The organism is Micromonospora sp. RB23, assembly GCF_053585025.1.
Genome location: NZ_CM132111.1, coordinates 1,683,353 through 1,704,615 on the forward strand (window position 1 = coordinate 1,683,353; position 21,263 = coordinate 1,704,615).

A 21,263-nucleotide genomic window follows, 5' to 3' on the forward strand; every position below is an offset into this window, starting at 1 on the left:
AACGACCTGCTCGCTCCCGACGAGGAGTGATCGGGTAGGACTGTGCGCATGGCCCTTCATGTGCGCGGCGTGCTGCTCCCCGACGACGAGGTGCGGGACCTCTGGCTGGTCGGCGACCGGGTGACCTTCACCCCGGTGCCCGACGCGGAGACGGTCGTGGACGGCGGGTTCGTGCTGCCGGGGCTGGTCGACGCGCACTGCCACATCGGTATCGCCCGCGGTGGCGCCCCGATCACGTCGCTCGACCAGGCCCGCGAGCTGGCCCACGTCGACCGGGACGCCGGGGTGCTGGCGATCCGGGACGCCGGCTCGCCGTACCCGTACCCCGAGTTGGACGACGAACCCGACCTGCCGCGACTGGCCCGCGCCGGCCGGCATGTCGCGCCCCCGAAGCGCTACCTGCGGGACATCGGCGTGGAGGTCGACGCGACCGAGGTCGCCGCGACGGTGGCCGCCCAGGCGAAGGCCGGCAACGGCTGGGTCAAGCTGGTCGGCGACTGGATCGACCGGGGCGTCGGCGACCTCGCGCCAGCCTGGGACGCCGACACCCTCACGGCCGCCGTGCGGGCCGCGCACGACGCCGGGGTACGCGCCGCCGTGCACACCTTCTCCGAGTCGGCCGTCGAGATCATGGTGCGCGCCGGTGTGGACTCGGTGGAGCACGGCACCGGCCTGAGCCTCGACCTGATCGACGAGATGGCCCGCCGCGGCACCGCGCTCGTCCCCACGATGATCAACATTGCGACCTTCGGCGGAATCGCCGAGCAGGCGCGGGCCAAGTTCCCCGGGTACGCCGAACACATGCTCGCGTTGCGCGACCGCTTCCCGGAAGTGGTACGGGCCGCGCACGAGGCGGGCGTGCCGATCTACGTGGGCACCGACGCCGGCGGTGGCATCGACCACGGGCTGGCCGCCGAGGAGATGCTGCTGCTGCACGAACGCGCCGGCATGCCCGCCGAGGACGTGCTCGCCGCCGCCTCCTGGGGCGCCCGGGAATGGCTCGGCTTCCCCGGACTGGTCGAGGGCGGTCTCGCCGACCTGACGGTCTACCCCGAGGACCCCCGGCGCGACCTGCGGGTCGTCCGTGCCCCGTCCCGCACGATCCTGCGCGGCCGAGTGGTCCGCTGACTCTTCCGCGCCGCGCCGCGCTGACCTCTTCCGCGCCGCGCTGGGCTGTGCCGTGCTGTGCCGCGCTGGCCCGCGCAAGATCGTGCTCGATCCTGGATGTAGTGGCCTCGGCGGGTGTGGGATCCCACTACATCCAGGATGCAGCGCGATCTTGCCTGCTCAAGATCCGCGCAACATCAGGGTTGTTGCTGCTTCCGGCGCGTCTGAGGCAGCAACTTCGGTGATGTTGTGAGGATCTTGGCGCGGGGCGCGGGGCGCGGGGCGCGGGGCGCGGGGCGCGGGGCGCGGGGCGCGGGGCGCGGGGCGCGGGGCGCGGGGCGCGGGGCGCGGGGCGCGGGGCGCGGGGCGCGGGGCGCGGGTCAGCGGCGCGCGGTGGCGGCGACGGTGAAGAGGTGGACGGCCAGGTCGGCGAGGGCGGTCGCGGTCTGTTCGATCGGCGCGCCGGGGAGCACGATGTGGCTCACCACGAGGCGGACGATCGTGTCGGCGGCGAAGGCCAGCGCGGTCGGGTCCGCGCCCGGCAGGTGGTCGCCGGCCCAGCCGAGCAACGCGTCCGATGCTTCGGTGAGGACCACCTCGGCCCGGGTGGTGAGGTACGGCAGCAGTTCGTCCGAGCCGCCCCGGGCGCTGGTCAGGATCGCTTTGACCAGCGGGTTGTCCGCTGCGGTGGCGAGGGTGTGCGCGATGGCCGCGTACGCGCCGGCCCGCACGTCCGAGCCGTGCGCGTCCAGTGCCTCGCGGACGTCGCCCACGAAACGGTCCACCTCGCGGCGGGCGAGGGCCTCGGCCAGACCGGCCTTGCTGCCGAACTCGTTGTAGACGGTCTGTCGGCTCACGCCGGCGGCCGTGGCCACCCCGCCCATCCGTACCGCGTCCCAGCCGGCGGCGATGGTCCGCGCGCGGGCCGCGTCCACGATCGTGTCCCGGAGTCGCTGGCGCGGTGAGCCCGTCATCGCAGTCATGATGGTCGAATTCTACGCGTGGCCTGGTCGCGACCCGTCGGCCCGGGCGGCGGGTCCGCGTGGAAGGGGCGACGCCGCCGCGCGGGGGGCGCGACGCCTCCCGGGCGCGGTGGCGTCTCGCGTGGCGCATAGGATGTGCGGTCATGGCACGCGTGCTCACTCCCCGTGCGGAGGACTTTCCCCGCTGGTACCAGGACCTGATCGCCAAGGCGAAGCTGGCCGACAACGGCCCGGTCCGGGGGACCATGGTCATCCGACCGGCCGGCTACGCCATCTGGGAGCGGATGCAGGCCGAGATGGACGCCCGGATCAAGGCGGCCGGAGCGGAGAACGCGTACTTCCCGCTGTTCATCCCGGAGAGCTACCTGAAGCGGGAGGCCGAGCACGTCGAGGGCTTCTCCCCGGAGCTGGCGGTCGTCACGCACGGTGGTGGCAAGCAGCTCGCCGAGCCGGTGGTGGTGCGTCCCACCAGCGAGACGGTCATCGGCGAGTTCATGGCCAAGTGGATCGACTCGTACCGGGACCTGCCGCTGCTGCTCAACCAGTGGGCGAACGTGGTCCGGTGGGAGCTGCGTCCCCGTATCTTCCTGCGGACCAGCGAGTTCCTCTGGCAGGAGGGGCACACCGCGCACGCCACCCGTGAGGACGCCCGCGCCTACGCGCGGCGGATCCTGCACGAGGCGTACGAGGACCTGATGGTCAACGTGCTGGGCATCCCGGTGGTGGTGGGCCTGAAGACGGCCCGGGAGCGGTTCGCGGGGGCCACGGCCACGTACACCTGCGAAGGCATGATGGGTGACGGCAAGGCACTCCAGCTGGGCACCAGCCACGAGCTGGGCCAGAACTTCGCCAAGGCGTTCGACATCAGCTACTCGGCCAAGGAGGGCGGCCGGGAGCACGCCTGGACGACCTCCTGGGGCACGTCGACGCGGATGCTCGGCGGCCTGATCATGGCGCACGGCGACGACAACGGCCTGCGGGTGCCGCCGCGGCTGGCGCCCATCCAGGCGTACATCATGATCGTCAAGGATGGCGAGGGCGTCGCGGAGGCGGCGGCCAAGCTGCGCGACGGCCTGCGCGACGCCGGTGTCCGGGTCGCGCTCGACGACCGGACCGACACCGCGTTCGGCCGCCGGGCCGTCGACGCGGAGCTGCGCGGTTATCCGGTACGCGTGGAGGTCGGCCCCCGTGACCTGGCCGCCGGTAACGCGACGGTGGTACGTCGTACCGACTCCTCGAAGTCCCCGACGCCGGTGGCCGACGTGGTCGGCGCGGTCCTCGCGGCGTTGGAGGCCGACCAGCAGGCGCTGCACGACCAGGCGCTCGCCCACCGCAAGTCCCGCACGGTCGAGGTGTCGACCCTCGCCGAGGCGATCGAGGCGGCCGCCACCGGCTGGGCCATGGTGCCGTGGTCGGCGGTCGGCGTGGCCGGCGAGGCCGAGGCGAACGGTCAGGGCGTGACGGTGCGCTGCCTGCTGCGGGCCGACGGCTCGGTGCCGGACTCGGAGGACGAGCCCGACCTGGTGGCCATCCTCGCCCGCGCCTACTGAGGTGCTGGTCGACCGGTTCCAGCCGGGTCGGCTGATCATGCACCGCAACGTGCGGCACGGCCGGATCGGCTGGGTGCGCCCGGGGCGGGTGGTCAGCGACGACGAGCGGGGCCTGCTGGTCTGGATCGCCCGGGACTCGCCGGTGGCCCACGAGGTCACCGAGGCCGGGCTCAACATGCGGGCCATGCCGTTCGCCCAGTGGGTCTCGTCGTCGTACCGGTTGGCGCACGGGCGCTGGAACGGCCCGCCGCTGCTGAAGTTCCTGCCCACCGGTGCGGCGCACTCGGTGTGGTGGTTCCGCGACGCGCGGGGTCGGTTCGCCCACTGGTACGTCAACCTGGAGGAGCCCGGCGTCCGATGGGACGACGGCCCGGTGGCCGGCGTCGACGTGGTGGACCAGGACCTCGACGTGGTGGTACGCCCGGACCGGAGCTGGAAGTGGAAGGACGAGGACGAGTTCGTCGAGCGGCTCGCCTTCGGCGACGACTACTGGGTGACGGACGAGAAGGCGGTCCGGGCCGAGGGGGAGCGGGTGATCGCGCTCGCCGAGGCCGGCGCGTTCCCATTCGACGGCACCTGGATCGACTTCACCCCGCCCGCGGATTGGGACGTTCCGGACGAACTGCCGCCAGGATGGGACCGTCCGCCGGTGCGCTGACAGGTGTTCCAGATCACCGGCGACGCGGTGTCCGGGTCCGATGCGAGAGATCGGCGTCGGATCTGGCAGAATGGGTCGCTGGTATCCGGCGCGCGTCCGGCGCCCTCTAACCCGGGCGCGTCGCCAGTCCACCGAGTTGTCTCCGGCCCAACCCCACTGTGCCGGTCGGCGCTCACCCATGCACACCGCCCGTAGTGGGCTGGTGAGATCGCAACAGGAGCGAAACAACCGTGGCCGTAAAGATCCGGCTCCTGCGGATGGGCAAGATCCGCAACCCGCAGTACCGCATCGTCATCGCCGACTCCCGCACCAAGCGCGACGGCCGGGCGATCGAGTTCGTCGGGGTGTACCAGCCGAAGGAGGACCCTTCGGTCATCGAGGTCAAGTCGGAGCGGGTCCAGTACTGGCTGTCCGTCGGCGCCCAGCCGAGCGAGGCGGTGCAGCGGCTGCTGGAGCTGACCGGTGACTGGCAGAAGTTCAAGGGTCTGCCGGCCCCGCCGCCGCTGAAGGTCGCCCCCGAGCGGGCCGACCGCAAGGCGGCGTACGAGGCCGAGGCGAAGGCCGCCGCCGGGCTGGCCCCGGAGACCCCGGCCAAGCCGGCCAAGAAGGCCGCCAAGGCCGCCGAGGCTCCGGCCGCCGAGGCCCCGGCGACCGAGGCTCCGGCCGAGACCCCCGCTGCCGACGCCGGTGAGCAGGCCTGACATGCCTCTGCGTCCCGCGTTGGAGCACCTGGTCAAGGGCATCGTCGACCACCCGGACGACGTCCGGGTCCGGATGGTCGATTCCCGTCGGGGCAAGCGGCTGGAAGTCCGCGTGCACCCCGAGGACCTCGGCACGGTGATCGGGCGGTCCGGTCGGACCGCCAAGGCGCTGCGTCAGGTGATCGGCTCCATCGGTGGGCGCGGCGTACGCGTCGACATCGTCGACTCGTACTGATGCAGCTCGTCGTCGGAAGGATCGGCAAGCCGCACGGTGTCCGCGGTGAGGTCACCGTGGAGGTGCGGACCGACGAGCCCGAAGCGCGGTTCGCCCCCGGCACAGTGCTCAGCACTGAGCCGGGGGCGGTTCCGCCGCCCGCGCCGGCGGACGGGCCGGGCGTGCCGTTCCGGGTGCCGGCCGAGCTGACCATCGAGGAAGCCCGCTTCCACCAGGGTCGGATGCTTGTCGCGTTCGACGGGATCCTGGACCGCAACACCGCCGAGGCGCTGCGCGGCACGTTGCTCGTGGTCGACAGCGCCGACGTCGAGCCTCCGGAGGACCCGGAGGAGTTCCACGACCACCAGTTGGTGGGCCTCGCCGTGGTCACGCCGACCGGCGAACGCCTGGGCGAGGTCGCCCGCATCGACCACGCGCCCTCGTCCGACCTGCTGGTGCTGCGGCGGCCCGAGGGGCGTACCGCTCTGATCCCGTTCGTCCGGGCGATCGTCCCGGAGGTCGACCTGGCCGGTGGACGTGTGATCGTCGACCCGCCGGCCGGACTGCTCGATCTTTAGGACCACCCCGCATGCGCGTCGACGTCGTGTCGATCTTCCCGGAGTACTTCGCCCCGCTGGACCTGTCGCTGATCGGCCGCGCCCGCGCCAACGGCGTACTCCAGCTGGCCGTGCACGATCTGCGGACCTGGACCCACGACGTGCACCGCACGGTCGACGACACCCCCTACGGCGGCGGCCCGGGGATGGTGATGAAGCCCGAGCCGTGGGGTGCGGCGCTCGACGCGCTCGCGCCGGCCGAGGCCCCGCCGCCCCGACTGCTGGTGCCGTCGCCGGCCGGCGTGCCGTTCACCCAGGCCATGGCCCACGAGCTGGCCGCCGAGCCGCACCTGCTCTTCGCCTGCGGCCGGTACGAGGGGATCGACCAGCGGGTCCTGGCGCACGCCGCCACCCGGATGCCGGTCACCGAGGTGTCGCTCGGTGACTACGTGCTCTTCGGTGGCGAGGTCGCCGTGCTGGTCGTCCTGGAGGCGGTCACCCGACTGCTGCCCGGTGTGCTGGGCAACGCCGGCTCGCTGGACGAGGAGTCGCACGCGCACGGGCTGCTCGAGGCGCCGATCTACACGAAGCCGCCGAGCTGGCGCGGCCACGACGTGCCGGACGTGCTCCGCTCCGGCGACCACGGCAGGATCGCCCGCTGGCGGCGCGAGGAGGGGCTGCTGCGTACGGCGGCCCGACGTCCGGACCTGCTGGCCGCGCTGCCCCCCGAGCGGCTCGACAAACGGGACATCGCGGCGCTGGAGCAGGCCGGATTTCAGCCACCGCCGGGGGATGTGGCAAAGTAGGGGGGTTGCCGCATCCGTCCGCGCCCGCGGGCGGCTGCGAGGATCCCCGACCGGGGTTGGCCCCGCCGACCACCACCCGGGAATCAGAATCACCCATCCGCGCATCGAGTGACGGTGCGCCGTGAGCCTTACGAGGACGCAGCGATGAACATCCTGGACGCCCTTGACGCCCAGTCGAAGCGGACCGACCTCCCCGACTTCCGTGCCGGTGACACCGTCAAGGTGCACGCGCGGGTCGTCGAGGGCAACCGGTCCCGTGTCCAGATCTTCCAGGGCGTCGTGATCCGTCGCCAGGGTGACGGTCTGCGCGAGACCTTCTCGGTTCGCAAGGTCAGCTTCGGTGTCGGCGTCGAGCGGACCTACCCGCTCAACGGCCCGGGCATCGACCGGATCGAGGTCGTGACCCGCGGTGACGTGCGTCGCGCCAAGCTCTACTACCTCCGCGAGCTGCGCGGCAAGAAGGCCAAGATCAAGGAGAAGCGGGAGAAGCAGCCCAGCTGACTTCCCGCTCGCCACGCCGCCTGAGCTGCGCACATGCCGTACCGATCGGACCGCACTACCCTGGTCGTACGGGCGCAGCCAGGCGGCGGCCCCGCCGACGAGGCGGGCAGCCGTCCACAACCGCCCGTGGAGCCTCGACGAGGCTCCCGGGCGGTGGTGTTTCTGCGGACCGGGGAGTGGCGTGGTGCAGACGCTTGACGAGGACGGCACCGTCGATCCGTGGCGCCGGCGGGTCCGCCGCACCCGGCGTCAGATGCCTCTCTGGCAGGAGCTTCCGCTGCTGCTGGTGGTGGCCTTCTGCCTCGCGGTGCTGATCCGCACGTTCCTGCTCCAGGCGTTCTTCATTCCGTCCGGTTCGATGGAGGACACCCTCCTCATCGGCGACCGGGTGCTGGTCAACAAGGTCGTCTACGACGTCCGTGACCCAGTGCGCGGCGAGGTGGTGGTGTTCCGGGGCACCGACCGCTGGGCGCCGCAGGTGGACGAGGAGCCGGAGCCCGGCTTCGCCGGCAAGCTCGCCCGGACCGTCGGCGACCTGGTCGGGGTGAGTCGTCCCGGCGAGAAGGACTTCATCAAGCGGGTGATCGGCGTACCGGGTGACCGGGTGGAGTGCTGCGACTCGCAGGGGCGGGTCACCGTGAACGGGACCCCGCTCGACGAGTCGTACGTGCTGCGCGACTCGCCACTGGACCTGCCGCCGAACCCGCAGGAGTGCCGCTCCCGGCGTTTCGACGAGGTGGTCGTACCCCCGGGTCAGATCTTCGTGATGGGCGACCACCGCGAGGTCTCCCAGGACGCGCGCTGCCAGGGGCCGGTGCCCATCGACAACGTGGTCGGCCGCGCGTTCATGGTGGTGTGGCCGTCGTCGCGCTGGGCGGCGCTGTCGGTGCCGGCGACGTTCGACGACGTGGCCGCGCCGGCCACGGCCGCCTCCGGCGTGCCGCCGGCCCGCCCGTCCCCGCAGGGCGGTGTGCTGCTGATACTCCCGCTGACGCTTGCGCTGAGGGGTTCCCGCGCGTTCCGGACGGTGACGTCCGGCCCGGCAACGTAGGCTCCTTGGCGTGATTGACGAGCAGACCGACAAGCCGCGTAGCTCCTTCTGGAAGGAGCTGCCGATCCTGCTGGGTGTGGCGATCCTGGTCGCGGTGCTGGTCCGCGCCTTCGTGCTGCAGACCTTCTTCATCCCGTCCCCGTCCATGGAGAACACTCTCAAGATCGATGACCGGGTGCTGGTCAACAAGCTGGTCTACGACTTCCGGTCACCGCACCGCGGCGAGGTGATCGTCTTCAAGGCGCCCACGGAGTGGAGCGGCAACCCCGACGGCGAGGACTTCATCAAGCGGGTCATCGGCGTCGGCGGCGACCACGTGGTCTGCTGCGACCCGCAGGAGCGCCTGATGATCAACGGCAAGTCGCTCGACGAGCCGTACATCTTCTCCATCGACGGTGTCCGGGACAAGGCGGCCGACCAGGAGTTCGACATCACCGTGCCGAAGGGACGGCTGTGGGTGATGGGCGACCACCGGTCCGCCTCGGGTGACTCGCTGGAGCACTGGCAGCAGTCCGGGCAGAACATCACCGAGGCCACGATCCCCGAGGGGGAGGTGGTCGGGCGGGCGTTCACCGTCTTCTGGCCGGTGAACCGGGCGACCTGGCTGACGGTGCCGGACCAGTTCGACGGCATTCCCAAGCCTTAGGGCGGCGGGGGCATGGGCGATCGGCCGCCCGTCTGGCAGGCTGGTGCGGTGACCGTGAGGAGTGGGCTTGCGAGCCCCGCAGGCGCGAACAGTGCCGACCGCGTCTGGATCTCCCGACGCGGGGCGCGGGTGCTGCTGGTCGACGCGGCGGGCCGGATCCTGCTGTTCCACGGCTTCGACCCGGCCCGCCCGGAGCACCGCTACTGGTTCACCCCGGGCGGCGGGCTCGACGAGGGCGAGTCTCCGGCCTCCGGAGCCGCGAGGGAGCTGGCCGAGGAGACCGGGCTGCGGGTCGATCCGGCCGAGCTGGGCGAGCCCGTCTGGTCCGACGCCACCGAGTTCCCGTTCGACGGCGACTGGTACCGCCAGGAGCAGGACTTCTTCCTGCTCCGCGTCCCGTCCTGGCAGGTCGACAGCGTCGGCTTCACCGACGTCGAGCAGCGCAGCATCGCCGGTCACCGCTGGTGGCGGCCCGCCGAGTTGGCCGCCAGCGGCGAGCGGTACTACCCGCCCGAGCTGCCCGACCTGCTGGCCCGGCTCCTGCCGCCGGCCGCCGAGGCGTCGTGCTGACCCCGCCGCGTACCGTCGTACGCCGGGAGGCCGGGCTCTACGCGCTGGAGCGGGCGTTGCAGCGGCGCGGCTTCCGGCACGTGGCCGGCGCCGACGAGGCCGGTCGCGGCGCGTGTGCCGGGCCGCTGGTCGCCGCCGCGGCCGTGCTCCCCGAGGGGCGGCGCGGCGAGATCGACGGGCTCGCCGACTCCAAGCTGCTCACCCCGGCCAGCCGGGAGCGGGTGTACGCCGAGGTCGTCGACCGTGCCCTGGCGTACGCCGTGGTGGTCATTCCCGCCGACGAGGTCGACGCCCGGGGGCTGCACGTGTGCAACCTGGCCGCGATGCGGCGGGCGCTCGCCCTGCTCACCACCCGACCGGAGTACGTGCTGACCGACGGCTTCGGCGTGGACGGCCTGGGTGTCCCGGGGCTGGCGGTGTGGAAGGGCGACCGGGTTGCCGCCTGCGTGGCGGCGGCCAGCGTGCTCGCCAAGGTGACCCGGGACCGGATCATGGTGGAGCTGGACGGGGTCTACCCGGCGTACGGCTTCGCCGAGCACAAGGGTTACATCACTCCGGAGCACAGCGCGGCGCTGCGCGAGCACGGGCCGTGCCGGGAACACCGCTTCTCGTACGTCAATGTCGCCGCGGTCTCCGGCCGCGACGGCCGGCCACCGCGCGCCCGGCGGCCCGTCGGCCCCGCCTCGGACGAGCCGATGGGGCACTCCTGGGCGTCAGGGGGTACCGTCGGCGTGGCGTTGGGCGAGCAGCCTCGGCCTTCGACGCCGGTGGGGGAAGATGTGGTCATGGAAGGCGGAGTGCGATGAGCGCGGAAGATCTCGAGAAGTACGAGACCGAGATGGAGCTGCAGCTCTACCGGGAGTACCGCGACATTGTCCGCCAGTTCTCCTACGTGGTGGAGACCGAGCGCCGGTTCTACCTGGCCAACCAGGTCGACCTGCACGTGCGCAACTCCGACGGCGAGGTCTACTTCGAGGTCGAGATGCACGACGCCTGGGTGTGGGACATGTACCGCCCCGCCCGCTTCGTGAAGAACGTCCGGGTGATGACCTTCAAGGACGTCAACGTCGAAGAGCTGGAGAAGCCCGACATCTCCCTGCCCGCCGACTCCGGCTTCGGCAACTGACCGGCCCGTCGCGCCCCGGGCCCCCCACCCGAGGCTGACCGGCCGGTCACTCGGCCGGTACGACGACCTCGACGCGCTGCACCAGATTGTTGGCGAAGCTGCCACGGTTCCACGGCTGCTCGACCGGCTGGGTCCGCCCGGACGCGTCGGTCGCCCGCGCGCTGAGCACGTACCGGCCCGGCGTCGCCGTCCACTCGTACCGCCACCGCCGCCAGGCGAAATCGCCGCCCGCCACCGGGTCCAGCTCGGCCGGCGCCCACGTCGTCCCGCCGTCGACGCTCACCTCCACCGCCACCACGGGCGCGTGCCCCGACCAGGCCCGACCGTCCACCGTGCACGGTCCCGGCCGCAGCACCCGGCGGCGCGTCATGAAGTCGGGAAAGCCAGGCGGACGGACCAGCGCACGCGGCTCGATCCGGGTGACCGGCTGGCCCGGGTCGTCCGCGTCGCGGCGCAGCCGGTAGGCCACCGCGTTCTGGTAACCGTCGAACGGCGTGGTCCGCACCTCGATCGAGTGCAGCCACTTGACGTGTGCCATGCCGTACCAGCCCGGCACGATCAGCCGCAGTGGCGCGCCGTGCTGCGGCAGCAGGGGAGCGCCGTTCATCTCGTACGCCAGCAGCACCTCCTCGCGCAGCGCGTCGGCCACCGGCAGCGCCCGCTGGTAGTCCTGCTCGACCCCCCGCTCGACGCCGTGATCGGCACCGGTGAAGACCACGTCCACGGCGTCCGGGCCGAGGCCCGCCTCGCGCAGCAGCGGAGCGAGGGGCGTACCCGTCCACTCCGCGTTACCGACCGCCTCGACCAGCCACGGCTGACTCACCGGCCGGGGGTGCAGCAGCGCCCGACCGTTGCCGGCGCACTCCAGGGTGACCCGGTGGGTGACCCGGGGCCGCTCCCGCAGCTCGTTCAGAGCGACGGTCAACGGCCGCCCGACGGCGCCGCCGACGGTGAGCGCGTGCGTCGCCGGGTCCAGCTCCGGGATGTCGTAGTGGATCAGCAGGTAGTGCAGCCCGGCGGGGGTGACGTCGTAGCGCAGCGCCTCCAGCGGAAGGCCATGGTTGCGGGCCGCCAGCTGCAACTCGTCGGCACTGATCGCCTCGTCCGGCTCGGCGAGCCGGGACGGGCCGCTCACGTCGGCCACGCTCGGCCCCCGGTCGTCGACAGTGGTCATGTGGGCCTCCCCGGTGCAGACGGCGGCGCCCGCCGTACGCGGCCCAGCCTAGGCCCTGCCCGGGTCACCCAGCTGATCAGAGGGGTTCGTCAGGATCTTCGGAGCGTGCCCTTCGGTAGAGGAGCGTGCCCTTCGGTAGACAAGAATGGGCACTGGTTCGGCCGTACCGATGACGGGTTGAGGATTCGATGCTTGCGGATGAGGAATTCTGGCGACTCGTCGCCGTGCTCGGCGGTCAGCCGGAGGTCCAGGACGACGGCCCGTACGAGCGGTTGACCGCCGTGCTGGCCCAGGAGTCGGCGGAGCGCATCATCGACTTCGCCGAGACGCTCGCGTTCAAGCTGTACCAGTTGGACCGCCGGGTGCTCGCCCAGGTCACCGCACCGGGGATGGACGAGCTGTCCGACGACGGCTTCCTCTACGCGCGCTGCGCGGTGGTGGTGGCGGGACCTGCGGCATTCGATGCTGTGCTCGCCGATCCGGCGGCGTTCGCACGCTTCACCACCGTCGAGGCAGCGCACGCGGATTCGATCCTCGATGTCCCGTCCAACGCCTATCAGAAGCTGACCGGGGCGGAGTGGGACCACGTCGAGGAGTACGACTACGAGACCGGTTCCAACGAACAGTGGTGGTGATCTGCCTCAGCTTCCCCCAGCGCGGCATAGCAGATCATCGACTCCTCCGGGTGGTCGTCCACAGGGCCGCCGGTTGTCCACAGCTTCGGTGGCCGGGCTGGCGGACGACCCGGCTCCGGGCCGAGGCTGCCGGCATGCGCTCGCCATCCACCACCCGTCTCGGCTCGATCCGCCGTACCGTGCTGCTCTGCGCGGCGTTCCCCCTCGCTCTGGCCGTGCAGCTCTGCGGTCTGGCGGTGCTTGTCGCGCCGGTGCCCGGCCAGCCACCGACGCCGACCGTGCCGATCGCGTTCCAGGCTGCCGCACCTGCGCCCGCTCCCGCCGAGCGCTTCCGTTGGCCGCTCGACGGGCCACCGCGACCGGTGCGCCGCTTCGACCCGCCACCCCAGCCGTGGCTGTCCGGCCACCGGGGTGTCGACCTGGCCGCCTCGGCGGGAACTGTGGTCCGCAGCGCCGGACCGGGCACCGTGCTCTTCGTCGGTCTGGTGGCCGGCCGACCGGTGGTCACCGTGGGGCATGCCGGAGGGCTGCGAACCACCCACGAACCGGTTCAGCCCGCGGTACGCCCCGGTCAGGCGGTCACCGCTGGCACGCCGCTGGGCGAACTGCTGCCCGGCCACCCGGGTTGCCCGGCGGACGCGTGCCTGCACTGGGGCCTGCGCCGAGGCGAGGAGTACCTCGACCCGCTGGCCCTGCTCGGCCTCGGCCCGGTGCGGCTCCTCCCGCTCGACCCGGGTGCGCGAGGTCAGCGCTGGGCGAGCAGCGCCGGCAGTCGTACGGCCAGCCGCTCGTACTCGTCGGCCGTGTTGTAGACCTGACCCGTGAGCCGCAGCCACCCACGGCCGTCCCAGCTCATCACCGCGACCTCGGCGGCCAGCCGCTCGCCGATGCGCGTCTGCAACGCCCGCGCCGCGTCGACGGTGGTGGCCGTGCCGGGCGGCAGCGGGATGAGACGCAGCGCCACCCCCGGTCCGCCGGGGTCGGGCAACTGGGCGGGGGGCACCGCGAGCGCGTCCCCCACGACCCGTTGGCCGTACGCGGCGAGCGCGGCATTGTGCTCCCGTACCCGGTCGACACCGAGGCTGCGCAGCGTGAACAGCCCGGCGGGGGCGGCCAACCACGAGGTGTAGTCGAGTGTCGCCTGCCATTCGATCCGGGCCGGGAAGCCCGTCTCCTGCTCCCACGACACCACCAGCGGCTCGATCCGCTCGCGCCACTGCCGGGCGACCGCCAAAAGGGCGGTGCCGCGCGGTGCGTACGCCCACTTGTGCAGGTTGCCCGCCCAGAAGTCCGCGCCGATGCTGGCGACCGTGGTGGCGAGCATGCCGGGGGCGTGCGCGGCGTCCACCAGGACGGGTACGCCGCTCTCGTGGGCCGCCGCCACGATGGCAGCGGTCGGGAACAGCTTCGCGGTGGCGGAGGTGAGCTGGTCGACGACGAGCAGCCGGGTTCGGCCCGGGCGCAGGCCGGCCCGGATCGTCTGCACGATCTGCTCGTCGCCGGCGTCCAGCGGAATCGGCAGGACCCGGCTGACCGCGCCGGTACGGCGGCACTCCCGCGCGATGGCCAGACTCACCGCCCCGTACCCGTGGTCGGTGCTGAGCACCTCGTCCCCGGGGCGCAGGCCCACCGACTGGAGCACCACGGCGACGCCGGTGGTGGTGTTGCCGACCAGCGCGCTGCCCTCGGGGTCCGCGCCGAGGAATCCGGCGAGGTGCCGCCGGGTGTGCCCGATCCGGTCGACGAGCCCCTGGGTGAAGAAGCGCAGCGGGTTGGCCTCCATCTCGTCGCGTAGCCGCTGCTGGGCGCGCTGCACGCTGATCGGCGCCGCGCCGAACGAGCCGTGGTTGAGGTGGCTGACCGCCGGATCCAGGGAGAACAGCAGGCGGGCGCCCGGAATCGGCTCGGGAGGCTGCGGGACGCTCACCGGATGATCGTAACCGTCGGGCGGTCCGACCTCCCGGCCCGTGATCAGGCGCGGGGGTGCGCCTGGCGGTACGCGGCGCGCAACCGTTCCACCGACACGTGGGTGTAGATCTGCGTGCTGGCCAGCGACGAGTGTCCGAGCAGTTCCTGCACGGCGCGCAGGTCGGCGCCGCCCTCCAGCAGATGGGTGGCGGCGGAGTGGCGCAATCCGTGCGGGCTCGTCCGGGGCAGGCCGGCTGCCTCGGCGTACCCGCCGACGATCTGACGCGCCGTCGTCGGGTTGAGCCGACCGCCGCGCGCCCCGAGCAGCAGCGCGCCGCCCGAGTGCGGGGCGACCAGCGCGGGCCGGCCCTGCCGCAGCCACTCGTCGAGCGCCCGCTGCGCCGGCACGCCGTACGGCACCGAACGCTCGCGGCGGCCCTTGCCGAACACCCGGATCACGCGCCGGCCGTGATCGACGTCCTCCACGTCCAGCCCGCACACCTCGCTGACCCGTACGCCGGTGGCGTAGAGCAGTTCCAGCAGCGCCCGGTCGCGCAACGACACCGCCGCGTCGGCTGCCCCCTCCGTCGTGGGTTCTCCTTCTGTGCCGGGGCTGGTCATCGGCTGCCGGATCGGCGCCTCCAGCAGCGTGGCGGCCTGATCGGCGCGCAGGACGCCGGGCAGCTCCCGGTGCGCCCGAGGGCTGGCGAGCGCGGCCCCCACGTCGGCGGGGAGCAGCCCGGCGCGGTGTGCCCAGGCGCTGAACGCCCGCGCCGAGGCGGCCCGACGGGCCAGCGACGTACGGGCGGCGCCGGTGGTCCGCTGCCGTGCCAACCAGCTCCGCAGGACTGACAGGTCGACCTCGCCCAGGTCGCGGCAACCCATGCGCACCGCGTGGTCGAGCAACGCGACCACGTCGGTGACGTACGCGCGGACCGTGTGCGCCGACCGGTTGCGGACCTGGGCGAGATGCTCGGCGAAGTCGTCGACCGCGTCGCGCAGCGCCGGTGGCAGCTCCTGGTGGGTGGTCCGGGTGCCCCGGGCGGACCGGCTCACGGCCGCCACGCCCCTCGCGGCGTCACGGATGCGGTCCGCCGGGCGGCGTGGGCACCCTCGCTGGCAGCAGGCACGGCACCAGCGTACGACCGAGGGTTGTGCTCCGCCGGCCACGTCGGCGTGCCCGTCTACGGGCGATCGGCCGGGCCTTTGGGTTTGCCGGGCGGGGCGAGGGCGTAGCCGTCGTCGCGTCGTACCACCATGGACAGCTCTTCGAGCAGTGACAGCTTGCGCAGCGCGGTCCGCACGTCCAGGCCGGCGCGTGCGGCGAGCGCGTCCACACCCCGTGCGCCCCGGCGGGGCAACGCCTCCAGCACCGACCGGGCGTCGTCGTCCAGATCGTCGGCCGGCCGCTGCGGGCCACGGGCCAGCGGGGCCAGGTCCACGCCGATCCGACCCACCTCCTCGAGGACGTGCGTGACCCCGGTGACCAGCCGGACCTTGGGGTGCTCGCGCAGCAACTCGTGCGTGCCGACGGACATTGCCGAGGTCACCGGCCCGGGTACCGCCATGGCCATCCGGCCGGTGTGAATGGCACGCCGGGCGGTCTGCGTCGCTCCGCTGCGCGCCGACGCCTCGACCACGACGGTGCCCAGCGTGCCGCCGGCGATCACCCGGTTGCGGATCAGGAACCGTGGCCGCAGTGGCTCGGCGCCGGGCGGCCACTCGCTGACCAGCAGCCCGGTGTCGGCGATCCGGTCGAAGAGGGCGGTGTTGCCCATCGGGTACGGCCGGTCCACCCCGCAGGCCAGCACCGCCACGGTGAGCCCTTCGGCGTTCAGGGCGCCCCGGTGGGCGGCGGCGTCGATCCCGAACGCGCCACCGGAGACGACCGTCCAGTCCCGTTCGGCCAGGCCGTACCCGAGGTCGGTGGCCACGTGCTGGCCGTAGGCCGTGGCCGCCCGCGCGCCGACCACGGCCACCGAGCGCTCCAACGCCTCACCGAGCGGCCACGCGCCGCGTACCCAGAAGCAGAGTGGCGGCGCGGTCTCCACGTCCACGCGGCGGGTCAGGTCCGGCAGCCGCAGCCCGACGAGGTCGGCGACCCGGGCCGGCCACTCGTCGTCGTCCGGGGTGACCAGACGCGCGCCGAGCCGATCCGCCCGGTCCAAAGCCTCGGCCGCCACCGCCCGGGCGTCGCCGGAGGACATCCGGGCGGCCACGGCGGCGGCCAGCCGCCGGTCGGGGCTGCCGCCATCGAGCAGCAGATCCAGCGTCGCCACCGGCCCCAGCCGCTCGACAAGCGCGTGCACCACGCGGGTGCCGGGCTCGGCCAGCCAGGTCAGCGCCACCCTGGCCAGCCTGCTCTCCTCGTCGGCGCTCATGCCGTCTCTCCCGTCCGTAGCTGGGTCGCCTCTCGTACGTCCTCACGGTCGGGCCGGTCCCGGCCGTCGAGGTCCGCGATGGTCCAGGCCATCCGGATCACCCGGTCGAAGCCGCGCGCCGAGAGCGAGCCGGAGTCGAGCCGGGAGCGCAGCTCGGCGGTGACCAGCGCCGGTAGCCGCCAGGGCGGGCGGCGCAGGAGCGGGCCGTCCACCTCGGCGTTGAGTCGCCGGCCGAGGCTGGCCCAGCGGGTGGCCGCCGCGCTACGGGCCGCCGCGACCCGGGCGGCGACCGTGGCCGAGGACTCGACGTCGGCTCCGGCCGCCATCAGTTCCGCCGCCCGTACCGGCATCAGCCGCACCTGCACGTCGATCCGGTCGAGCAGCGGCCCCGAGAGCCGGCCCAGGTAGCGGCGGCGGGCCACGGGCGAACACTCGCAGTACGCGTCGCCGGACGGTTTCGCGCACGGGCACGGGTTGGCGGCCAGCACGAGTTGCGTCCGGGCCGGGTACTCGGTGCCGCCACCGCTGCGGCTGAGCTGGATGCGGCCGTGCTCCAGGGGCTGGCGCAGCGCCTCCAACGCGCCCTTGCTGAACTCGGGCGCCTCGTCGAGGAAGAGCACCCCGCGGTGGGCGAGCGACACCGCGCCGGGGCGGGCCAGCCCGGAGCCGCCGCCGACGAGGGACGGAACGGTCGCCGTGTGGTGCGGCGCCTGGAAGGGCGGACGACGCAGGAGCCGACCGCCCGGTGGCAGCAGTCCGGCGACCGAGTGCAGGGCTGTCACCTCCAGCGCCGCGTCGTCGTCCAGCTCCGGCAGGAGCGATGGCAGCCGCTCGGCCAGCATCGTCTTGCCGGCCCCGGGCGGGCCGAGCAGCGCGAGGTGGTGCCCGCCCGCCGCGGCGATCTCCAGCGCGCGCCGGCCCACCTGCTGCCCGGCGACGTCGGCGAGGTCGGGGCCGCCGGTGATCGGGGCCGGGGTGTCCGTCGGTGGCTCGATCAGCGGACTGCCGTCGCGTACGAAGGTGACCAGCCGGTGCAGCGTGTCCACCGCCCGCACCCGTACGCCGGGGATGACCGCGGCCTCGGCGGCGTTGCCGGTCGGCACGATCACGCGCTCGATGCCCGCCCTGGCCGCCGCGGCGACCATCGGTAGGACGCCGCGTACCGGCCGGACCGTCCCGTCCAGGCCCAGCTCGCCGAGGACCACCACCTTCTCCAGTGGCAGCAGCGGCAGCTCACCGGAGCCGCCCAGCAGCGCGGCGGCGATGGCCAGGTCGAACGCCGAGCCGAACTTCGGCAGCGTCGCGGGCAGCAGGTTCAGCGTGATGCGCCGGTTGGGCCACCGTTGGCCCGAGTTGACGACGGCGGCCCGCACCCGGTCGCGGGCCTCGTGCAGAGCGGTGTCCGGCAGACCGGAGATCACCACCGCCGGCAGGCCCGCGGCCAGGTCCGCCTCGACCTCGACCAGGTGGCCGGTGACGCCGACCAACCCCACGGAGAGCACCTTGGCGTAGCTCACGGCGCGTCACCCATTCGTCGGCGCATCTCAGAACGCGCCCTTGACGTGGTCGACCCGGGCGGGACCGCTGTCGGGCAGGCGCACCGACACCACGTCGAACCGCACCTCGTCCGCGCTCGTGCCGGTCTCGGCGAGCCAGCGCGCGGCGAGCCCGCGCAGGCGGCGGGCCTTGGCCGGTACGACAGCCTCGGCCGGCGAGCCGAACGCGTCGCCCCGACGCGTCTTCACCTCGCAGAACGCGAGCACCGGCCCGTCCCAGGCGATGATGTCGATCTCGCCCTCCGGGCAGCGCCAGTTCCGGACGATGGGCCGTAGTCCCGACTCGCTCAGGTGCCGGGCGGCGCACCGCTCGCCGTACGCGCCGACCGCCTGGTTCCGCTTCGTCATGGCCGCGACGGTGCCCCTCGGAGCATGAGCGCCGCGACCCCGCTGCCGCCCGCCTGTGGATGACGGTCGCTCTGTGGACGACCGGACGATCAAGGTCCTGCTGTGCTACGGCGAGGACGCCGCTGATCGACTCCAGATCGGCGAAGTGGGGGTGTCCTGACGATCGGATGCCCCCACTTCCGCGACCCGGAGTCGATCAACCCGGCCGGGCCGAAATGACGCGGGGACGGGCCGTCGCATACGGTGCCTGACGTGGACGGACGACGGAGCTTTCCGGAAGATCAGGAGTCGCGCTGGTACCCCGACGAGCGGGGGCGCGGGTACGGCGAGCCCGAGTGGCGCGGAGTGGGTGAACCGCGATACCGCGACGGCGAGATCCCCGAGCAGCGCGGCGTCGAGGACGCCCGCTCCCTCGAGGACACCGGCGTCGGCCGACGCCGCGAGCCCGACCCGGCCCGCTTCGGCGGCTCGCCCGAGCCCGACCCGGTCCGCTTCGGCGGCTCGCCCGAGCCCGACCCGGTCCGCTTCGGCGGCTCGCCCGAGCCCGACCCCGTCCGCCTGAGCGCGCTGGACGCGACCCGCTTCGGTGCGCCGGAAGCGGACTCCGGGCGCTTCGGTGCCGTCGACGCCCAGTCGGGGCGGTTCGGTACGGCTGAGGCCGACTCCGGGCGGTTCGGCGCGGTCGACCCGCTGGGTGAGGTCCGTACGGACGCGGACGGTTACCGGGCGACCCGCTCCCGCCGGGCGGATCGGGACCCTTCGGAGATCTCCGGGGAGCTGCCCGGCCGCCGGGCTGCCCGGGACCCGCTGGCCACGATCACGCCGGACGCCGCCCGGGACGCCGTGCCGGCCCTTACCCGCGACACCGGACCGGTGACCAGCGCGGACGCCGTCCCGGCAGCGGCTCTGCTCACCGGGCAGACCAGACCCGCCGAGCCGGGCCAGCCCGCTGCCCTCGCCGACCAGGGCCAGCCCGCCCCCTTCGCCGAGCCGACCCGGCCCGCGCCGCTCGCCGGATACCCGATCGTCGGGCCGAACCGGGGTGGCGGCGCCGACCAGCCGCACCCGCTTGACCTGCCGACCGGACCGATGCCGGGTATCGGCCCCCGCCCCGACCTGCCCGCGGGCGAGCCACCGGCGTACTCCGCTGCGCCGGACGGCGTCTACCGGACCCGCCGCCCGGCGTTGGCGGCCCTCTTCGCCCTGCTGGCGTTGATCTTCGAGGTCCCCGCGCTGCGGGTGTTGCTGGCGGGGGTGACCGGCGACCCGGTGGACGCCGGGAACGTCGTGGCCGGTATCTGCCTGGTCGCCGGGCTGCCGATCTTCGCAGTGGGGCTGTACGGGCTCAGAACGGGCGGACTGGCCCTCTCCGACAACGGTCGAGGCTGGTTGCGCCCTCCGACGGCGTACCTGACGGTCGGCCTCGTGCTCTTCGTCGCCGCCGCGCTCGCCGCCGGCTGACCCGGGCCACACGACCCCGGGCCACCGAGCCACACGACCCCGGGCCACCGGGCCACACGACCCCGGGCCACCGGGCCGTAGGACGCCGGGCCACCGGGCCGCAGGACCACGGGCCACCGGGACCCGGGACCACGGGCCACCGGGACCCGGCACCCGGCCCCCGCCCACCCGGAGGTCGTCGGGCCGGGAAGGGGCGTACACTGGCCAACTGGCGACCGCCTTGCGCGGTCGACCTCGCGTGCCCTCTTCACGAATCGTCGTGAAGCGACGGCCTCCCTGGTCCCGATCTTGATCGGGTCCACCATGGGTCGGCGACCAGGCGCCAGGACGCCCGGCCACCGGCCGGGCGTGACAACCAGGGATCTTGAGGAGTGCCCCAACCATGGCCGTTGTGACCATGCGTCAGCTGCTGGAGAGCGGTGTCCACTTCGGGCACCAGACCCGGCGCTGGAACCCGAAGATGAAGCGCTTCATCATGACCGAGCGCAACGGTATCTACATCATCGACCTGCGCCAGACCCTCGACTACATCGAGAAGGCGTACGAGTTCGTGCGTGGGACCGTCGCGGAGGGTGGCAGCATCCTCTTCGTCGGTACCAAGAAGCAGGCCCAGGAGGCCATCGCCGAGCAGGCGACCCGGGTCGGTCAGCCGTTCGTCAACCACCGCTGGCTCGGTGGCATGCTGACCAACTTCCAGACGGTGTACAAGCGGCTCCAGCGGATGAAGGAGCTGGAGGCCCTTGGTGACCTGAGCGGCACCGCCGCCGGTTACACCAAGAAGGAGACCCTGCAGCTCTCCCGCGAGAAGATCAAGCTGACCCGCACGCTGGGTGGTCTGCGGGACATGCAGAAGCTGCCGGCCGCCGTCTGGATCGTGGACACCAAGAAGGAGCACATCGCCGTCGACGAGGCCCGCAAGCTGGGCATCCCGGTGATCGCCGTCCTCGACACCAACTGCGACCCGGACGAGGTCGACTTCCCGATCCCGGGCAACGACGACGCCATCCGTTCGGCCGAGCTGCTGACCAAGGTCGTCGCCGCCGCCGTCGCGGACGGTCTGATCGCGCGTTCCGGCCGTCGCCGGGGCGGGGACGAGAAGCCTGAGGGTGTCGCGAGCGATGAGCCGCTGGCCGAGTGGGAGCGCGAGCTGCTGGAGGAGCCGAAGAAGGCCGACGAGTCGGCCCCGGCCGAGCAGCCCGCCGCCGCCGAGCAGCCTGCCGCCACCGAGCAGCCTGCTGCCACCGAGCAGCCCGCCGCCACCGAGCAGCCGGCGGCCGCCGCCGCGGAGTGACCGCACCGTCGCCGCCCCGCCGTCCGTTTTCACGAACGG

24 protein-coding genes are annotated in these 21,263 nt (G+C 73.3%); 17 read left to right on the forward strand and 7 right to left on the reverse strand.

The annotated features are described in order from the left end of the window. The first annotated feature begins 48 nt into the window (after positions 1–48). Entirely contained in the window at positions 49–1,128 is a 1,080-nt protein-coding gene (locus ACTFTM_RS07825; RefSeq protein WP_449565157.1) for an amidohydrolase family protein, read from the forward strand. Between the two features lie 359 nt (positions 1,129–1,487). Here the strand turns inward: ACTFTM_RS07825 and ACTFTM_RS07830 are convergent, their stop codons facing one another. Next, a complete protein-coding gene (locus tag ACTFTM_RS07830; RefSeq protein ID WP_449565158.1) occupies positions 1,488–2,090 on the reverse strand; it encodes a TetR family transcriptional regulator in 603 nt (200 codons plus the stop codon). A 143-nt stretch (positions 2,091–2,233) separates the two neighbouring features. Between ACTFTM_RS07830 and proS the strand changes: the two genes are divergently transcribed. The 12 genes from proS to ACTFTM_RS07890 all read left to right on the forward strand — a co-directional run bounded on the left by proS (position 2,234) and on the right by ACTFTM_RS07890 (position 10,470). After that, the gene (gene proS, locus ACTFTM_RS07835) at positions 2,234–3,640 is read left to right on the forward strand and encodes a proline--tRNA ligase (protein ID WP_449565159.1); all 1,407 of its coding nucleotides are present in this window, start codon (positions 2,234–2,236) and stop codon (positions 3,638–3,640) included. Positions 3,641–3,677: 37 nt separating this feature from the next. Continuing rightward, positions 3,678–4,298 carry a DUF402 domain-containing protein gene (locus tag ACTFTM_RS07840; protein WP_449566571.1) on the forward strand — a complete coding sequence of 207 codons (621 nt, stop codon included), beginning with the start codon at positions 3,678–3,680 and terminating at the stop codon, positions 4,296–4,298. A 230-nt stretch (positions 4,299–4,528) separates the two neighbouring features. After that, positions 4,529–4,999, forward strand: a complete 471-nt coding sequence (gene rpsP, locus ACTFTM_RS07845) for a 30S ribosomal protein S16 (RefSeq protein ID WP_355051573.1) — start codon at positions 4,529–4,531, stop codon at positions 4,997–4,999. Beyond that, entirely contained in the window at positions 4,974–5,234 is a 261-nt protein-coding gene (locus ACTFTM_RS07850; RefSeq protein WP_172862164.1) for an RNA-binding protein, read from the forward strand. The genes rpsP and ACTFTM_RS07850 overlap by 26 nt, the downstream gene beginning before the upstream one ends. After that, entirely contained in the window at positions 5,234–5,791 is a 558-nt protein-coding gene (gene rimM, locus ACTFTM_RS07855) for a ribosome maturation factor RimM (RefSeq protein ID WP_449565160.1), read from the forward strand. Before ACTFTM_RS07850 ends, rimM begins: the two co-directional genes overlap by 1 nt. A gap of 11 nt (positions 5,792–5,802) precedes the next feature. Beyond that, complete coding sequence (trmD, locus tag ACTFTM_RS07860) at positions 5,803–6,576, forward strand: tRNA (guanosine(37)-N1)-methyltransferase TrmD (protein ID WP_449565161.1); 774 nt, start codon at positions 5,803–5,805, stop codon at positions 6,574–6,576. A gap of 144 nt (positions 6,577–6,720) precedes the next feature. Continuing rightward, positions 6,721–7,077, forward strand: coding sequence for a 50S ribosomal protein L19 (gene rplS, locus ACTFTM_RS07865; RefSeq protein ID WP_030335223.1), 357 nt, complete (start codon positions 6,721–6,723; stop codon positions 7,075–7,077). Between the two features lie 181 nt (positions 7,078–7,258). Further along, complete coding sequence (gene lepB / locus ACTFTM_RS07870; RefSeq protein ID WP_449565162.1) at positions 7,259–8,128, forward strand: signal peptidase I; 870 nt, start codon at positions 7,259–7,261, stop codon at positions 8,126–8,128. Between the two features lie 10 nt (positions 8,129–8,138). Continuing rightward, a complete protein-coding gene (gene lepB, locus ACTFTM_RS07875) occupies positions 8,139–8,774 on the forward strand; it encodes a signal peptidase I (RefSeq protein WP_433537471.1) in 636 nt (211 codons plus the stop codon). 12 nt (positions 8,775–8,786) lie between these two features. Then, positions 8,787–9,344: an NUDIX hydrolase gene (locus ACTFTM_RS07880; protein ID WP_449565163.1), complete on the forward strand. Its 558-nt coding sequence runs from the start codon at positions 8,787–8,789 to the stop codon at positions 9,342–9,344. Continuing rightward, positions 9,338–10,150 carry a ribonuclease HII gene (locus tag ACTFTM_RS07885; protein ID WP_449565164.1) on the forward strand — a complete coding sequence of 271 codons (813 nt, stop codon included), beginning with the start codon at positions 9,338–9,340 and terminating at the stop codon, positions 10,148–10,150. The genes ACTFTM_RS07880 and ACTFTM_RS07885 overlap by 7 nt, the downstream gene beginning before the upstream one ends. Beyond that, positions 10,147–10,470 carry a DUF2469 domain-containing protein gene (locus ACTFTM_RS07890; RefSeq protein ID WP_018218957.1) on the forward strand — a complete coding sequence of 108 codons (324 nt, stop codon included), beginning with the start codon at positions 10,147–10,149 and terminating at the stop codon, positions 10,468–10,470. The genes ACTFTM_RS07885 and ACTFTM_RS07890 overlap by 4 nt, the downstream gene beginning before the upstream one ends. 46 nt (positions 10,471–10,516) lie before the next feature. Here the strand turns inward: ACTFTM_RS07890 and ACTFTM_RS07895 are convergent, their stop codons facing one another. Further along, entirely contained in the window at positions 10,517–11,644 is a 1,128-nt protein-coding gene (locus ACTFTM_RS07895; RefSeq protein ID WP_449565165.1) for a sulfite oxidase, read from the reverse strand. A gap of 188 nt (positions 11,645–11,832) precedes the next feature. Here ACTFTM_RS07895 and ACTFTM_RS07900 point away from each other — a divergent pair, with 188 nt between their 5' ends. Together ACTFTM_RS07900 and ACTFTM_RS07905 are read left to right on the forward strand one after the other, a co-directional pair. Beyond that, complete coding sequence (locus ACTFTM_RS07900) at positions 11,833–12,279, forward strand: DUF4240 domain-containing protein (protein ID WP_449565166.1); 447 nt, start codon at positions 11,833–11,835, stop codon at positions 12,277–12,279. Between the two features lie 134 nt (positions 12,280–12,413). Next, positions 12,414–13,091, forward strand: a complete 678-nt coding sequence (locus ACTFTM_RS07905; protein ID WP_449565167.1) for a M23 family metallopeptidase — start codon at positions 12,414–12,416, stop codon at positions 13,089–13,091. Here the strand turns inward: ACTFTM_RS07905 and ACTFTM_RS07910 are convergent. From ACTFTM_RS07910 to ACTFTM_RS07930, 5 genes are all read right to left on the reverse strand, one after another. Continuing rightward, entirely contained in the window at positions 13,025–14,206 is a 1,182-nt protein-coding gene (locus ACTFTM_RS07910) for an aminotransferase class V-fold PLP-dependent enzyme (protein WP_449565168.1), read from the reverse strand. The genes ACTFTM_RS07905 and ACTFTM_RS07910 overlap by 67 nt on opposite strands. Before the next feature lie 44 nt (positions 14,207–14,250). Then, complete coding sequence (locus tag ACTFTM_RS07915) at positions 14,251–15,243, reverse strand: tyrosine recombinase XerC (protein WP_449565169.1); 993 nt, start codon at positions 15,241–15,243, stop codon at positions 14,251–14,253. A gap of 128 nt (positions 15,244–15,371) precedes the next feature. Beyond that, on the reverse strand, positions 15,372–16,568 hold the full coding sequence (gene dprA / locus ACTFTM_RS07920; RefSeq protein WP_449565170.1) for a DNA-processing protein DprA: 1,197 nt from the start codon (positions 16,566–16,568) through the stop codon (positions 15,372–15,374). After that, positions 16,565–18,085 carry a YifB family Mg chelatase-like AAA ATPase gene (locus tag ACTFTM_RS07925; RefSeq protein WP_449565171.1) on the reverse strand — a complete coding sequence of 507 codons (1,521 nt, stop codon included), beginning with the start codon at positions 18,083–18,085 and terminating at the stop codon, positions 16,565–16,567. Before ACTFTM_RS07925 ends, dprA begins: the two co-directional genes overlap by 4 nt. 27 nt (positions 18,086–18,112) lie before the next feature. After that, positions 18,113–18,472 (reverse strand): YraN family protein, encoded by a 360-nt coding sequence (locus ACTFTM_RS07930; RefSeq protein WP_449565172.1) that lies wholly within the window; start codon positions 18,470–18,472, stop codon positions 18,113–18,115. A 252-nt stretch (positions 18,473–18,724) separates the two neighbouring features. Here ACTFTM_RS07930 and ACTFTM_RS07935 point away from each other — a divergent pair, with 252 nt between their 5' ends. Both ACTFTM_RS07935 and rpsB read left to right on the forward strand, forming a co-directional pair. Beyond that, the gene (locus ACTFTM_RS07935; RefSeq protein WP_449565173.1) at positions 18,725–19,933 is read left to right on the forward strand and encodes a hypothetical protein; all 1,209 of its coding nucleotides are present in this window, start codon (positions 18,725–18,727) and stop codon (positions 19,931–19,933) included. A 382-nt stretch (positions 19,934–20,315) separates the two neighbouring features. Then, positions 20,316–21,224 (forward strand): 30S ribosomal protein S2, encoded by a 909-nt coding sequence (gene rpsB / locus ACTFTM_RS07940; RefSeq protein ID WP_449565174.1) that lies wholly within the window; start codon positions 20,316–20,318, stop codon positions 21,222–21,224. Positions 21,225–21,263: the final 39 nt, after the last annotated feature.